Annotated in this window: 13 protein-coding genes; 9 read left to right on the top strand and 4 right to left on the bottom strand. The window is 50.0% G+C overall.

All coding sequences use genetic code 11. The annotated features are described in order from the left end of the window. Positions 1-231 precede the first annotated feature (231 nt). A complete protein-coding gene (gene ppk1, locus AC5FX6_RS00255) occupies positions 232-2,337 on the bottom strand; it encodes a polyphosphate kinase 1 (RefSeq protein ID WP_493595019.1) in 2,106 nt (701 codons plus the stop codon). Positions 2,338-2,607: 270 nt separating this feature from the next. Between ppk1 and AC5FX6_RS00250 the strand changes: the two genes are divergently transcribed. The 4 genes from AC5FX6_RS00250 (at position 2,608) to AC5FX6_RS00235 (ending at position 6,045) form a co-directional block, all read left to right on the top strand. Next, positions 2,608-3,534, top strand: a complete 927-nt coding sequence (locus tag AC5FX6_RS00250) for a DUF5996 family protein (protein ID WP_493595018.1) — start codon at positions 2,608-2,610, stop codon at positions 3,532-3,534. A 24-nt stretch (positions 3,535-3,558) separates the two neighbouring features. Further along, entirely contained in the window at positions 3,559-4,680 is a 1,122-nt protein-coding gene (locus AC5FX6_RS00245) for an acyloxyacyl hydrolase (protein WP_493595017.1), read from the top strand. 3 nt (positions 4,681-4,683) lie between these two features. After that, the gene (locus AC5FX6_RS00240) at positions 4,684-5,145 is read left to right on the top strand and encodes a DUF302 domain-containing protein (protein WP_493595016.1); all 462 of its coding nucleotides are present in this window, start codon (positions 4,684-4,686) and stop codon (positions 5,143-5,145) included. Between the two features lie 144 nt (positions 5,146-5,289). Further along, a complete protein-coding gene (locus tag AC5FX6_RS00235) occupies positions 5,290-6,045 on the top strand; it encodes a CPBP family intramembrane glutamic endopeptidase (protein ID WP_493595015.1) in 756 nt (251 codons plus the stop codon). Positions 6,046-6,130: 85 nt separating this feature from the next. Here AC5FX6_RS00235 and gyrB read toward each other — a convergent pair whose 3' ends face one another. Continuing rightward, positions 6,131-8,089, bottom strand: coding sequence for a DNA topoisomerase (ATP-hydrolyzing) subunit B (gene gyrB, locus AC5FX6_RS00230; RefSeq protein ID WP_493595014.1), 1,959 nt, complete (start codon positions 8,087-8,089; stop codon positions 6,131-6,133). 445 nt (positions 8,090-8,534) lie between these two features. On the opposite strand from gyrB, the gene AC5FX6_RS00225 reads away from it, so the two are divergent. The 5 genes from AC5FX6_RS00225 to AC5FX6_RS00205 all read left to right on the top strand — a co-directional run bounded on the left by AC5FX6_RS00225 (position 8,535) and on the right by AC5FX6_RS00205 (position 11,130). Then, positions 8,535-8,864 carry a DMT family protein gene (locus AC5FX6_RS00225; protein ID WP_493595013.1) on the top strand — a complete coding sequence of 110 codons (330 nt, stop codon included), beginning with the start codon at positions 8,535-8,537 and terminating at the stop codon, positions 8,862-8,864. A 152-nt stretch (positions 8,865-9,016) separates the two neighbouring features. Next, positions 9,017-9,445, top strand: a complete 429-nt coding sequence (locus tag AC5FX6_RS00220; protein WP_493595012.1) for a DUF2267 domain-containing protein — start codon at positions 9,017-9,019, stop codon at positions 9,443-9,445. Positions 9,446-9,616: 171 nt separating this feature from the next. Beyond that, positions 9,617-10,045 (top strand): hypothetical protein, encoded by a 429-nt coding sequence (locus AC5FX6_RS00215; RefSeq protein ID WP_493595011.1) that lies wholly within the window; start codon positions 9,617-9,619, stop codon positions 10,043-10,045. Next, positions 10,032-10,721: an SCO family protein gene (locus tag AC5FX6_RS00210; RefSeq protein ID WP_493595010.1), complete on the top strand. Its 690-nt coding sequence runs from the start codon at positions 10,032-10,034 to the stop codon at positions 10,719-10,721. Before AC5FX6_RS00215 ends, AC5FX6_RS00210 begins: the two co-directional genes overlap by 14 nt. Next, entirely contained in the window at positions 10,705-11,130 is a 426-nt protein-coding gene (locus tag AC5FX6_RS00205; protein WP_493595009.1) for a c-type cytochrome, read from the top strand. Before AC5FX6_RS00210 ends, AC5FX6_RS00205 begins: the two co-directional genes overlap by 17 nt. A 77-nt stretch (positions 11,131-11,207) precedes the next feature. Here the strand turns inward: AC5FX6_RS00205 and AC5FX6_RS00200 are convergent, their stop codons facing one another. Both AC5FX6_RS00200 and AC5FX6_RS00195 read right to left on the bottom strand, forming a co-directional pair. Beyond that, a complete protein-coding gene (locus AC5FX6_RS00200; RefSeq protein ID WP_493595008.1) occupies positions 11,208-11,714 on the bottom strand; it encodes a cupin domain-containing protein in 507 nt (168 codons plus the stop codon). Positions 11,715-11,870: 156 nt separating this feature from the next. Continuing rightward, a complete protein-coding gene (locus tag AC5FX6_RS00195; RefSeq protein WP_493595007.1) occupies positions 11,871-12,437 on the bottom strand; it encodes a hypothetical protein in 567 nt (188 codons plus the stop codon). Between the last annotated feature and the right edge of the window lie 7 nt (positions 12,438-12,444).

Raw genomic sequence — 12,444 nt, 5'->3', positions numbered from 1 at the left:
ATACCTGTGAATTGGGAACTACAGAATAGTCCCCCTTGGGGGTAGGGGCCCTCGACAAAGAAGCGGGCAGGGGGATGACAATCGTGCATGAAAAGCCTGTTAATCTTGGGGAAAGGGCCCTAGATAAACACTCAAACAAAAGGCAGAGGAGACAATCGTCCCCAGGGCTCCCTCCCCTGTTTTGGGGGTAGGGGCCCTGTTTAAAAGGGGAGGGCTGGGGGTGGGTTATACTTACACTAACTCCACTTCCTGCGTTGCTTCTTCAAACACTTTCTTATAGAACAGCTTGTGCACGTCTATGATCTCCTCATTCGCACTTGGGCGTTTGCGGGCGTAGGTGCCGTCTTCGCGCATGATGTAGGAGTTCTGGTTGTCGAGTAGGTTATAGTACAGAACGTTAATCGCTTCTTTTTTCAACTCTTCATTTGCGATCAGGAAGAGCGCCTCGATGCGGCGATCAAAGCTGCGCACCATGATATCGGCACTGCCACCGTATACCTTCGAGTCTCCGTTATTGTGGAAGTAGTAGATGCGGCTGTGCTCCAGGTACTCACCAACGATCGACTTCACAGAGATATTCTCGCTCAGGTCCTCACGGCCTGGACGCAGACAGCAGATGCCACGCACAATCAATTTGATCGGGACTCCGGCCTTGGAAGCTTTGTAAAACTCGTCAATCACTTCTTTATCTTCCAGCGAGTTGATCTTGATCACGATGCCACTTTTCAGTCCTTTCTTGGCATTGCGGGCTTCATGACGAATGAGCTCAATCAATTGCTGGCGCATCGCCTTCGGTGAGGTAAGCAGGTACTTATATTCGTTTGGCCTGGAGTGGCCGGTGATTACATTGAAAAATTCTGACACGTCGTGCGCATATACCTCGTTAGTGGTCAGCAAACTCACGTCGGTGTAAAGTCGGGCAGTTTGCTCATTGTAATTACCGCTGCCGATGTGGATGTAACGCGTTACCTTCTCCCCTTCCTTTCGGATGATCATGAGCATTTTGGTGTGCGTCTTGTACTTGCTGATGCCATAGATTACAAAGCAGCCAGCTTTCTCCAAACGCTCCCCTTCCCGCAGGTTGCGTTCTTCATCAAAACGTGCTTTCACCTCAAACAATACTGAAACGTGCTTGCCGTTCTCAGCTGCTTTCAGGAGAGCAGCCGTCACGCGTGATTGGTCAGCCAGGCGGTAGATCGTCTGCTTTATTCCCAGCACATAAGGATCTTCGGCGGCACGCTCCAACAGCTGTACCACAGGTTCCATGTTGTTGTAAGGGTGGTGCAACAGCACATCATGCTCTTTCAGGTACTCAAACATATCCACTGACTCAGCTGGCAAACTCAGCGGGATCACAGGGGCTGGCTGCTTGAAACCTTTGTCTTTGAACTGCCGGTGATTGATGATCTGCCACAGGCCACGCAGGTCGATCATGCTCGTGATCGTGAACACGTTGGCATTATCGATAATCCAGCGCTCCTTCAGCACTTTCATCATAAACTGAGAAGGATTACGCTCAATCTCCAGGCGCACCACGCGACCTTTCTTACGTGTCTTGAGCTTTGACTTGATCTCTTGTACAAAGTCCGCCTCTATGTCGTCCGACTCTTCCAGGGTGAAGTCACCGTTTCGGGTAATGCGGAAGAGGTTCACCGATACGATCTCCACGTTGCGGAACAGCTTTTTGATCTTCCAGCGAATGATCTCCTCAATTGGGACAAATATGAGTTTGTCTTTGCGGTTGATCTCGTAAAAACGGGCCAGGTTCTGGGGTATCTGTACAAAGGTTACGCGGTCCTGCGCCTTCTGCTCCTCCGTAGTGCGGGTAACCACACCAAAGGTCAGCAGCTGGTTCATGAGCAGCGGAAAGCCATGGTAATTGTCGAATACCATGGGTGTGAGCAGCGGATAGATCGTGTTCTTGAAGTAGCTGTCTACCTTCTTTTGTTCGATCTCAGTCAGGTCGCCTACTTTCAGTATATCAAATCCGCTCTTTTCGAACAGCTCGGTCAGCTCGTTATTGAACGTGAGGTACTGGTCGTTAACGAAACGGTGAGCATAGTCCAGCAGTTTTTTGCGGAAAGGCATTTCGCGCAGACCGGAATAGTCCAGTCGCTCTTTGCCGTAGTCGATGTAATTGTACAAGCTGCCTACCCGGATCATAAAGAACTCGTCGAGGTTGGAAGCCGTGATGGCCATAAACTTGAGCCGGTCGAATATCGTGCGGCTGGTATCGCGGGCCTGGTCAAGCACACGGTAGTTGAAGCGCAGCCAGCTCAGGTCGCGGCTAATGTATTTACTTCGCTTTATCTGGTCAGAAACCTTATTGATCAGCATGTTTTCAGATGTTAAAAGAAGCCTAATGTCGAGCAGGAGAACTAGGCTCCGGGACTGACGCAGGTATACGGGCTTTACATAAAGTATGCCCAACTGCTAATATAAATTTTGTAAGCGAATTTCTCATGCCTTTTGACGAAAGCTTGCACAAATGTTTTGCAAAAACACTGGCTGTTCCCAAAAAGGCCTGCGGATATACCTGAACATCACCAAAATATCAGAACCAATCTGTGTACGTCAGGTATAAAACAGAATCAATTGATAAAGGCCATGCAAAAGAACCTCATACTGGATACCAGCGATTTTGAGCTGCCACCACTCCCATTAGCAGATTGGGAAGCAACCAAGGATACACTGCACCTCTACTTGCAGATCGTAGGCAAAATACGCCTGACCTTGATGCCTCCGCTTAATCATTGGTGGCATGTTACCCTTTACGTTAATTCCCGCGGACTTACGACAGGGCCTATACCTTACAAGTTCTATACCTTTGAAATAGACTTCGACTTCATAGATCATCAGCTTCGCATTAAAACGAGCACCGGTGCTATGGAGGAGATAAAGCTACAGGATGGCTTAAGCGTTTCGGAGTTTTACACCGCAGTCATGAAATCGCTGGACGTGCTGGGCGTTAAGGTAGATATTCTTGCCAAACCATATGATAACAAGAGCAACATCCCCTTTGCAGAGGATCATACCCATGCTACCTATGACCCTAATCAGGTGAATGCCTACTGGCGGGTGCTCACGGCTGCCGACGAGATCATGAAAGAGTTCAGTGGTCGCTTTTATGGCAAAACCTGTCCGGTACAGTTCTACTGGCACCACATTGATTTGACTGTTACCCGCTTTTCAGGCAAAAAACTACCCGTGCGGGAGGAGGCTAGCCTGGTAGAGAGAAATGCATACTCGCATGAAGTGATTAGTTTTGGCTTCTGGCCGGGAGATGACAAAGTGCCCTTTCCGGCTTTTTACTCTTATACCTACCCTTCACCGGCAGGCTTAGACCAGGAGCCCCTCTTGCCTAAAGGCGCTAGCTGGGTTGATTCCAATGGTAGTCCGATGGCACTGCTTCCTTATGATAACCTGCGCAGTGAAGAAAACCCACGCCAGGCCCTGCTTGACTTTTTGGAGAGCGCCTACCAGGCAGGGGCCAAGCTGGCGGACTGGCCCATGGAGGACTTAAAGGTGCGATGAGGTTCCCCGGATGACGCATAAAGGATGACTGGTGCTAAACGCTTCCATATCGGCCTGTTTACCTGCATGACTTTGATCATGTCGCTTCTCTGTGCGCCTTCGTCAGCTAGTGCTGCCTGGCAAAGTGATTCTGCACGGGCTGCGATCAACATTGGTCTGACGGGACATACCGGCTTCATCATACCGCACTCACGCGAAATACGGGATATTTCCGGCTCCAACCCTTGGGGTATAGAGGCGGATGTGAGTTTGCATTTTACTAACGAACGTGCCTGGCAGTATGTACAGGGTTATCCCAGGCTGGGTGCAGCATTGGCCTATTACAACTTCGATAATCCGGATGTTCTGGGCAGCGCCTATACCTTGCTGCTGTATGTGGAACCTTTCCTTTCGGCGCACCGGCGTTTTAGTCTGTCATTCCGATTCGGGGCCGGCCTGGCATACATGGACAACATCTATGACCCTGACACAAACCCCGATAATCTCTTTTACAGCACCCGGGTCAGCTTTCCCCTCGAGATCAACCTGTTGGGCAACTACCGGCTAAGTGAGCGCTGGATGCTGCGAGCCGGCGGCACTTATAAACACATCTCAAATGGAGGACTCCGGCAGCCAAACAAAGGCATCAACTTCCCATCAGCCACCCTGGGCCTTAATTATGCGTTGCGGTCTGCGGCTTTCCCTGAAAGGCAATTGGCAGAAGGGATGCAGGAGCAGCAGGAGCGTAACTTTCTGGTGGCCGTGTTTGGCACTGGCAAAGATCGTCGCGACGAGCCTTCCCGCAAATTGCCGCTGTTAGGTATAGCAGCTTATGTGAGCCAGCCCATTGGCCGCATCAGTGCCCTGACTGGCGGGGCTGAGTGGATAGCCGACTATACCTTACGGCAATACCTGCAGGACGAGGAAGACGAACGTGACTTTCAACGCGGCGCTTTGCTGGTTGGGCACGAGTTGCGCATCGGTCGGTTTCGGTTCAATCAGCAGCTTGGGGTATACGTTTACTCCCCTTACAAAGCACGCGATCCGGTTTACCAGCGCTGGGGGCTGGAGTACCACACAGGAGGACGCATGTTCTATGGCGTCAACCTGAAGGCCCATCGCCATGTGGCGGATTTTCTGGATGCCCGCGTCGGGTTTAGATTTTAATATATGAAGCACCTCACTTTAGCCATTCTCATGCTAATCTGCACGGCTTGTGCAGGTATAGCACAGCCATCTCAAACCGGAAAGCTGATCACAAAACCCAGCGCCTATGGTATGGCGGAAACACTGAGCAAGCTGCGAATTGCAATTGAAGGTATGGGTATCAACCTCGTGGCGGAAGTGGACCATGCCAAGGCCGCCGCTGACAAGGGAATGGCGCTTCGGCCTACGCATGTGCTTATTTTCGGTAATCCACTGGTAGGCACCAACCTCATACAAGCTGATCAGCGCACTGGTCTGGACCTACCCCTGCGCCTGTTGGTATGGGAAGACGAGAAGGGCCAGGTACACCTGAGCTACCGCCATCCCAACGATTTGCAGCAGGACTACTCATTAGGGAATCAGCAAGCCGTGCTTGAGAAGATGGAGAAGGTATTTGAGAAGCTGAGTGAGGTGGTGAAAAAGTAACAATTGTTCTGTGCGCATGTAATAACTGAGGGCATAACAAGCAGTGATTTGTACACAAATTTTACCCGCACAAGACATTGTAAGTACTTATAATTTAAATTATTATTGTGGCGCGAGAGCTTCTAATGGCTCTCATGCCAAGCTATGCTTACACGTAGTCTACTCTCATTCATAGCAGGCTTTCTGCTCCTTTTTGCCATTTATCACTTCCCGGAGTTCTTCTCTTCTTTTTGGATAATGGCTATTTTCAAATTTGGATTTTTAGTAGCTGCTTTTTTCCTGGCAAGAGCACAAGGCTGGCAGGGACTTGGTGGCTATGGCTTAAGTCTGAAATCTAAATGGCTAAGCCAGCTCTTGATGGGATTACTGCTTGGTCTGATATTTTTCGCATTGTCGTTTTACCTCTCCATTTTTCTGGGGTATGAACATGTTGTAGCAAGCACTTCTCTTGCAACATTTACAGGCCAGCTTCCCATGCTGCTCCTGATGACGGCAATTCCTTCTATTGCTGAAGATATTTTGACACGCGGTTATCTGTATGCCCATTTAGAAAAGTATATGAAACCGATTTACTGGGTACTCCTTTCCGCTCTGATCTATGTACTGAATCACATTTGGCGGCTGGGTGATGGCGCTGCGGTACTAACTTATCTTTTGTTACTGGGCCTGGTGCTGGCCTATGCTGTTATCATCACCAAATCGCTCTGGCTTGCTTTCGGTATACACTGGGGTGCCAACATCGCCTACGAATCCTCCAGAACATTATTCAGCACCTCTACATCGACTTCAAGTGATGTCAGCACCTGGCTACTGGCAGGCTGCTGGGGGTTTCTATTGTTACTTTTGATCGCGTGGCAGTTTTACAAAGAGCATCGTGCCCTCAGGTATAGCAGCCTCTAAAATCAGCCAGTCTTGCAGTACTCACATAAAAAAAGCGGCTGCCTTCTTACGAAAGCAGCCGCTCTAAACTATAGGTCTAATAAAATTACACGTCTACACGGGCATACTTGGCGTTGCGCTCGATGAAGTCACGGCGAGGACCTACCTCGTCGCCCATCAGCATCGAGAACAGGTGGTCGGCCTCAGCAGCTGACTCAATCGTTACACGCTTCAAGCTGCGGGTTTCCGGGTCCATGGTCGTGTTCCAAAGCTGCTCCGGGTTCATCTCACCAAGACCTTTGTAACGCTGCACGCCTACGCTTTCTTCTCTGCCTTTGCCTAGTTCAGCAATCGCATCCAAGCGGTCCTGCTCACTCCAGCAGTAGCGCTCTTCTTTACCTTTCTTCACCAGGTATAGCGGAGGAAGTGCGATGTAGATATAGCCATTCTCGATCAGCTCCTTCATGTAACGGAAGAAGAAAGTCAGGATCAGGGTTCGGATGTGCGATCCGTCCACGTCCGCATCCGTCATGATGATGATGCGGTGGTAGCGAAGCTTCTCCATGTTCAGGGCTTTCTCACCTTCTGACGTTCCGAAGCTCACGCCCAGGGCGGTGATCATGTTCTTGATCTCTTCGTTTTCGTAGATGCGGTGCTCCTGCGCTTTTTCCACGTTCAGGATCTTACCACGAAGCGGCAGGATGGCCTGGAACATACGGTTACGGCCCTGCTTGGCAGATCCACCCGCTGAGTCACCTTCCACCAGGTAGATTTCGCAGTTTTCCGGGTTATTGTCAGAGCAGTCAGCCAGTTTACCTGGCAAGCTGGTGCTGGAGAGCACATTCTTGCGCTGCACCATCTCGCGGGCCTTACGGGCTGCGTTACGGGCCTGCGCCGCCAGGATTACCTTCTGCACAATGATGCGGGCTTCTTTCGGGTTTTCCTCCAGAAACTGGTTCAGCATCTCGCCTACCGCTGTGTCCACGGCACCACCCACATCGGAGTTACCCAATTTGGTTTTGGTCTGCCCTTCAAACTGAGGCTCTGCTACTTTCACAGAAATAACGGCTGTCAGGCCTTCGCGGAAGTCATCACCGGCAATCTCGATCTTCACCTTGTCCAGCATACCTGACTTGTCGGCGTAGGCCTTCAAAGTACGGGTAAGGGCACGGCGGAAACCACCTACGTGGGTACCACCTTCTATGGTGTTGATGTTGTTCACATACGAGAAGATGTTCTCGGTATACGACGTGTTGTATTGCAAGGCAATCTCTACAGGCACCCCGTTTTTCTCGCTCTCGATATGGATTGGCTCCGGAATGAGGTTTTCACGTGTCTCGTCCAGGTAAGCCACAAATTCTTTCAGACCGCCTTCCGAGAAGAAAGAGTCGTTCAACGGCTCCCCGTCTTCGCCAGTATCACGCAGGTCCGTCAGGTTAATGCGGATGCCCTTGTTCAGGAAAGAAAGCTCACGCAGACGGCTGGCAATGGTATCATACTTGTACTCCGTGGTTGTGAAGATAGACGCATCAGGCTGGAACGTTACGGTTGTACCTGTTTTGTCAGTCGTACCGATCTCGCGTACCGGGTAAGCGGGCACCCCAATGTTGTAGTGCTGCTCAAATATCTTCCCGTTGCGGTGTACTGTTACGTGCAAATCGGTTGAAAGTGCGTTCACACAGGATACACCTACACCGTGCAGACCACCGGATACTTTGTATGTGTCTTTATCGAACTTACCACCAGCGTGCAGTACCGTCATCACCACTTCCAGGGCCGAGCGGCCTTCTTTCTGGTGGAAGTCGGTAGGTATACCGCGGCCGTTGTCCGACACGGTGATGGAATTGTTTGTGTTGATGGTTACATTGATCGTATCGCAATGACCGGCCAAGGCCTCGTCAATGGAGTTGTCCACTACTTCCCACACCAGGTGGTGCAGGCCTTTGATGCCAATGTCACCGATGTACATGGCAGGACGCTTGCGCACGGCCTCAAGTCCTTCCAGTACCTGAATACTATCTGCTGAATAATTGTTATGCAATTGTTTTTCTTCTACGTCACTCATGTGTGTATCTGGGTAGATTGAATAGGTAAAATTACCAATTTATTTCGTTTTATCTATGCTTTTCGGAACAGTACTTTTCACTGATTGCTGTATACCTGTGATCCCTTTAGGTATAAGCCCGAAGCATGCCTTGTTTTAAACAAAATATCAGTAGCATTAGTGCCTGTTTTACAAATACTTAAACCCTGAAAACACAAAAAGACCACCTCTTGTGAAGGCAGTCTTTTTGATTAAGTCGAATGCAAAATATATTGGCAAACTAGCACAAGTGATCTCACTCGCGTTTGGTCTACTTTGCCCTTAGGATCGGCTGAGGACCGATCCGGTTTTTTTCATAGCTCAGTCAGGCATTGCATCGTTTACTAAACGGTCATACTGCCGCGGCATTGTTAAGGTTGCTTAAAATTTCTGCCATCTTGTATGCGCCTTGTGTTAAATTTCGGCTATGAAAACGATCATCCTTCTTCTTATCTCTAATATCTTCATGACCTTCGCCTGGTATGGTCACCTGAAGTTCAAAGACACTGTGCTCTGGAAAGTTATTCTGGTGAGCTGGTTCATTGCCTTTTTTGAGTACGTATTTCAGGTACCAGCTAACCGGATCGGCCATGGACAGTTCACAGCTTTCCAGCTCAAAACCATACAGGAAGTGATCACACTGGTCGTATTTGTGGGCTTTTCTGTGCTATACCTGAAAGAAGAGGTTAAGTGGAATTACATCGTAGGCTTTATCTTCATCCTGCTGGCCGTGTTCTTTGTATTTAAAAAATGGTAGTGGAATTGTCGATTTCCCGGAGGGTTCACCAGTGTTTCAGGCCTGCTACCAGGTATAGAAGCACCCTCCCCCTTAAGTGATAACCCTCCTTTGGTTGTTTCGTTGTAAATAACAGAGCAAATGATGTTTAACCATAAAAAAAGGAGGTAAACATGTCCATGAACTTTGAGAATTATCAGAAGGAAGCCAAAACATGGTTGCACGAGCTCTGCCACTACCTGGGTATAGAGGACGAGCTAAAGGCAGCCCGCATATTCAGGGCGGTACTCCATGCCATCCGCGACCGTATACCTGCCGGCGAGGCCATCCACCTGGCGGCTCAACTGCCCATCGTCTGGAAAGGTATATACTTTGATGGCTTTACCCTGCGGGAAGAGCCCGTGCGTATTCGCCATGAAGAAGAGTGGCTGGAGTTTATCCGCTCCAAAGATGCCTTTGCCGACATGGCTGATTTCCCGACACTGGAGCATGCCCACTATGCGTTTCAGGATGTGATGAAATTTTTGCGAAGCCGTATCTCCGAAGGACAGTACAACCAGGTAGCACAAGCCCTGCACTCGGAGTTGGCTTTACCTGTGTAAGCAGAACATTTGTATGTCAAACCAAGGCCTGGCCGCTGTGCCGGGCTTTTTTATGGCTGGCCTGCCTCTCCCCTCAGATTAAACTTATGCGCTGGATACCTCCTTTATTCTACCATATCCTATACCTTTGCAGGTATATTCGTTTTTATACTAAAACTTGTCAGCTGAACCATGAAAAAGTGGCTGCTATACCTGAGCCTTCCCCTCACCTTGATCGCCTGCCAGGGCGGTGCAAATGAACGACACAGCCAGCAAGCACTGGAGACAGAGGTGATGGACCTGCACGACGAAGCGATGGCCGACATGGGCAAGATCTACCGCCTGCGACGCAACCTCACCAGCCTGCGTGACACCCTGCAGGCGCAGTCTGCCGACACTGCCACTATTAGCCTGCTTACGCGTCGTATACAAGAACTGAACGATGCCGATGAAGCCATGATGGAGTGGATGCGGCAATACAAAGCACCCGATACGTTGGCACACCAGCAGGCCATGCTATACCTGAACGAAGAGCACCAGAAAATGGAAAGGGTAAAATCACTGATGGACAGCACCATCACCCATGCACAAGAAACCTATGCAACTTATGGAAAGAAATAAACTGAGCACCCTTTTTTCAGCACTGCTACTTGGCCTTTCGGCGCTAGGCTGGCAGGCTTGCTCCCAGAGCACGTCTGAAAACAGCGAACTCCCCTACTTAGGTGAGCGTGAGCTGGTGCAACGTGAAGTTGATGGCCAGCAGGTAACCGACACCGTGTACCATCGCATACCTGACTTCGCTTTTATCAACCAGGACAGCCAGGTGGTCACCAGCCTCACCGTGCAGGACAAGGTATACGTCACCGACTTTTTCTTTACCACCTGCCCGACCATCTGTCCTAAGATGAAGAGCCAGATGCTGCGCATCTACGAGGCTTTTGAGAACGAGCCGCAGGTGATGCTCCTCTCCCATACAATTGACCCGAAACACGATACAGTGGCCGTGCTACGTGACTACGCCGACCGCCTACAGGTGAACAGTGACAAGTGGCATTTTGTAACCGGCGAGAAAGACAGCATCTATAGCATTGCCATGCAGTACATGGTATCGGCGATGGAAGATGAAGAGGAGCCCGGCGGATTTGTGCACAGCGGCGCATTTGTGCTTGTGGACCAGAACCGCCACGTGCGCGGCATCTACGACGGCACCGATCCAGCCCAGGTTGACCGCCTGATCCGTGACATACCTGCCCTCCTGCCTAAAAAGAAAAAGAAGAAGGATGCTGATAAAAACTAAATTTCTGGCTTATGCTGCCGGTCTAGCTGCCCTGCTCACCCTGACCCAGTGCTTCTATACCGATAAGCAAAACGAAGGACAGCAGCTCTATACCCAGTATTGCGCCAACTGCCACATGGAAGACGGCAGCGGACTCCGCAACCTGATTCCGCCGCTGGCAGGCGCCGACTACCTCGAAAACCACCGCGACGAGCTGGCCTGCATCATCCAACATGGCCAGAAGGGAAACATTGTCGTGAATGGCAAAAACTACAACCAGGGCATGCCTGGTTTCGAACAACTCAACAAAGGGCAGATCACTAACATCCTCAATTACGTGCAAACCAACTTCGGCAATAACAATCCGCGCTTCTCCATACCGGAAGTAGAAAAGCAGCTGTTTAAATGTCGTCACTTGCTGGAGCAATAAAACACTTACAGTGTAAATAAAAACGGCCGCTATAATTAGTTTATAGCGGCCGTTTTTATACCTGTCAATTTTCAATTTTATCTTCCGAAGTCGTCCTGCACTCGCACAATGTCATCTTCGTTGGATGGGTTGTTAGCATCTGTATGTTGCCAGATCTCGGCCAGCACACCCCACTCATTAAGCCCTACCAGGCGATGGCGCTCTCCCTGGCGCAGCGTGATCAGATCGCCGGGGCGCAGCACTTTCACTTCTCCTTCTTCGTCGGTGTCGCTGGTCACGACTCCGACTGTTCCTTTCACTACTTTCCAGATTTCGGCGCGACGATGGTGGTACTGCCAGCTCAGTCTTTTGTTCGGTGCCACCAGCAATATTTTAGGGCTCAGTTTACCAGATATCTTTAGCTGATCAACTGGCATGCTATCAAAATAAGCATTGGCGAAGTCCTGTGCCTGCGTTTCGTCAATCACAAAGAAGCCGCCCCACGGACGGTCCTGGTCCTGGCTGCTGATGTTAAATTTTTGCTGTTTGAGTTGCTGCTCTACTTCAGAGAAAAGTGCAGCTTTATCGATGGTATCAGTTGTCATGTTCAATTCAGGCTTTAAGGGTGTTCGCGTACTACTTGCAGGTATATGCTAACGGAAAACACTGCTCGCCTGTTGAGGCGGGGCGCAAATATAGTATAATTTCAAAGAAGTCAGTATGGCAATGTAATGACGACGATTAGGTAGATACGATCAGCTTTATGCTTCCTTTCGGAGCAGAATATTCTGAAAGAAACGTTCAAAATTTTTATTCAAGGCACCCCATTTGAACTCGTGGTTGGGCGTTCGGTAGCTGTAGCCGGCGAAGGTGTTCTTCGTCACCACCGGCAGCTTGCTGATGTCACTACCAGCAATCCAGCCGTAAAACCCCACCTGCTTTTGAGCAAAGTCCACCCACCCCACGATTACATAATCTTTGGAGGCCGGCTTCTGCTCCTGCGGGTAACCGTATGTCCAGTTGTCATGCGGTGGACGTGCCGTTGACTTCTTCGCGACTTTCACATCTATTTTACTGTCGCCTATCAGGAAATCAAATGCATCCGAATTTCTATTCTCAAAACCCGCCCGATCGACCTCATAGGTATAGCCCAGAGACTTTAGCCAATGTTCAAAAGCGTATTCCCCCATACAACCCAGCACGGCCTTCTCGAGGCGCTCATTAACTGAAAGACCAAACCGGGAGTAGAGGCCGTTGCCTACCATGGCTGCCGCACACCGCCTGGCTATCTCAAGGTATGCGTCAAAATCAAAGTGTTGCACTAGCATTGCTTTT

It is taken from the genome of Pontibacter sp. LHS2, from assembly GCF_058932845.1.
This window is presented reverse-complemented; position numbering and strand designations above follow the sequence as displayed.

What these genes read in the sequence shown, in the direction of transcription:
- ppk1 (WP_493595019.1), bottom strand. Translation starts at nt 2,337, where the DNA reads ATGCTGATCAATAAGGTTTCTGACCAGATAAAGCGAAGTAAATACATT.
- AC5FX6_RS00250 (WP_493595018.1), top strand. Translation starts at nt 2,608, where the DNA reads ATGCAAAAGAACCTCATACTGGATACCAGCGATTTTGAGCTGCCACCA.
- AC5FX6_RS00245 (WP_493595017.1), top strand. Translation starts at nt 3,559, where the DNA reads ATGACTGGTGCTAAACGCTTCCATATCGGCCTGTTTACCTGCATGACT.
- AC5FX6_RS00240 (WP_493595016.1), top strand. Translation starts at nt 4,684, where the DNA reads ATGAAGCACCTCACTTTAGCCATTCTCATGCTAATCTGCACGGCTTGT.
- AC5FX6_RS00235 (WP_493595015.1), top strand. Translation starts at nt 5,290, where the DNA reads ATGCTTACACGTAGTCTACTCTCATTCATAGCAGGCTTTCTGCTCCTT.
- gyrB (WP_493595014.1), bottom strand. Translation starts at nt 8,089, where the DNA reads ATGAGTGACGTAGAAGAAAAACAATTGCATAACAATTATTCAGCAGAT.
- AC5FX6_RS00225 (WP_493595013.1), top strand. Translation starts at nt 8,535, where the DNA reads ATGAAAACGATCATCCTTCTTCTTATCTCTAATATCTTCATGACCTTC.
- AC5FX6_RS00220 (WP_493595012.1), top strand. Translation starts at nt 9,017, where the DNA reads ATGTCCATGAACTTTGAGAATTATCAGAAGGAAGCCAAAACATGGTTG.
- AC5FX6_RS00215 (WP_493595011.1), top strand. Translation starts at nt 9,617, where the DNA reads ATGAAAAAGTGGCTGCTATACCTGAGCCTTCCCCTCACCTTGATCGCC.
- AC5FX6_RS00210 (WP_493595010.1), top strand. Translation starts at nt 10,032, where the DNA reads ATGGAAAGAAATAAACTGAGCACCCTTTTTTCAGCACTGCTACTTGGC.
- AC5FX6_RS00205 (WP_493595009.1), top strand. Translation starts at nt 10,705, where the DNA reads ATGCTGATAAAAACTAAATTTCTGGCTTATGCTGCCGGTCTAGCTGCC.
- AC5FX6_RS00200 (WP_493595008.1), bottom strand. Translation starts at nt 11,714, where the DNA reads ATGACAACTGATACCATCGATAAAGCTGCACTTTTCTCTGAAGTAGAG.
- AC5FX6_RS00195 (WP_493595007.1), bottom strand. Translation starts at nt 12,437, where the DNA reads ATGCTAGTGCAACACTTTGATTTTGACGCATACCTTGAGATAGCCAGG.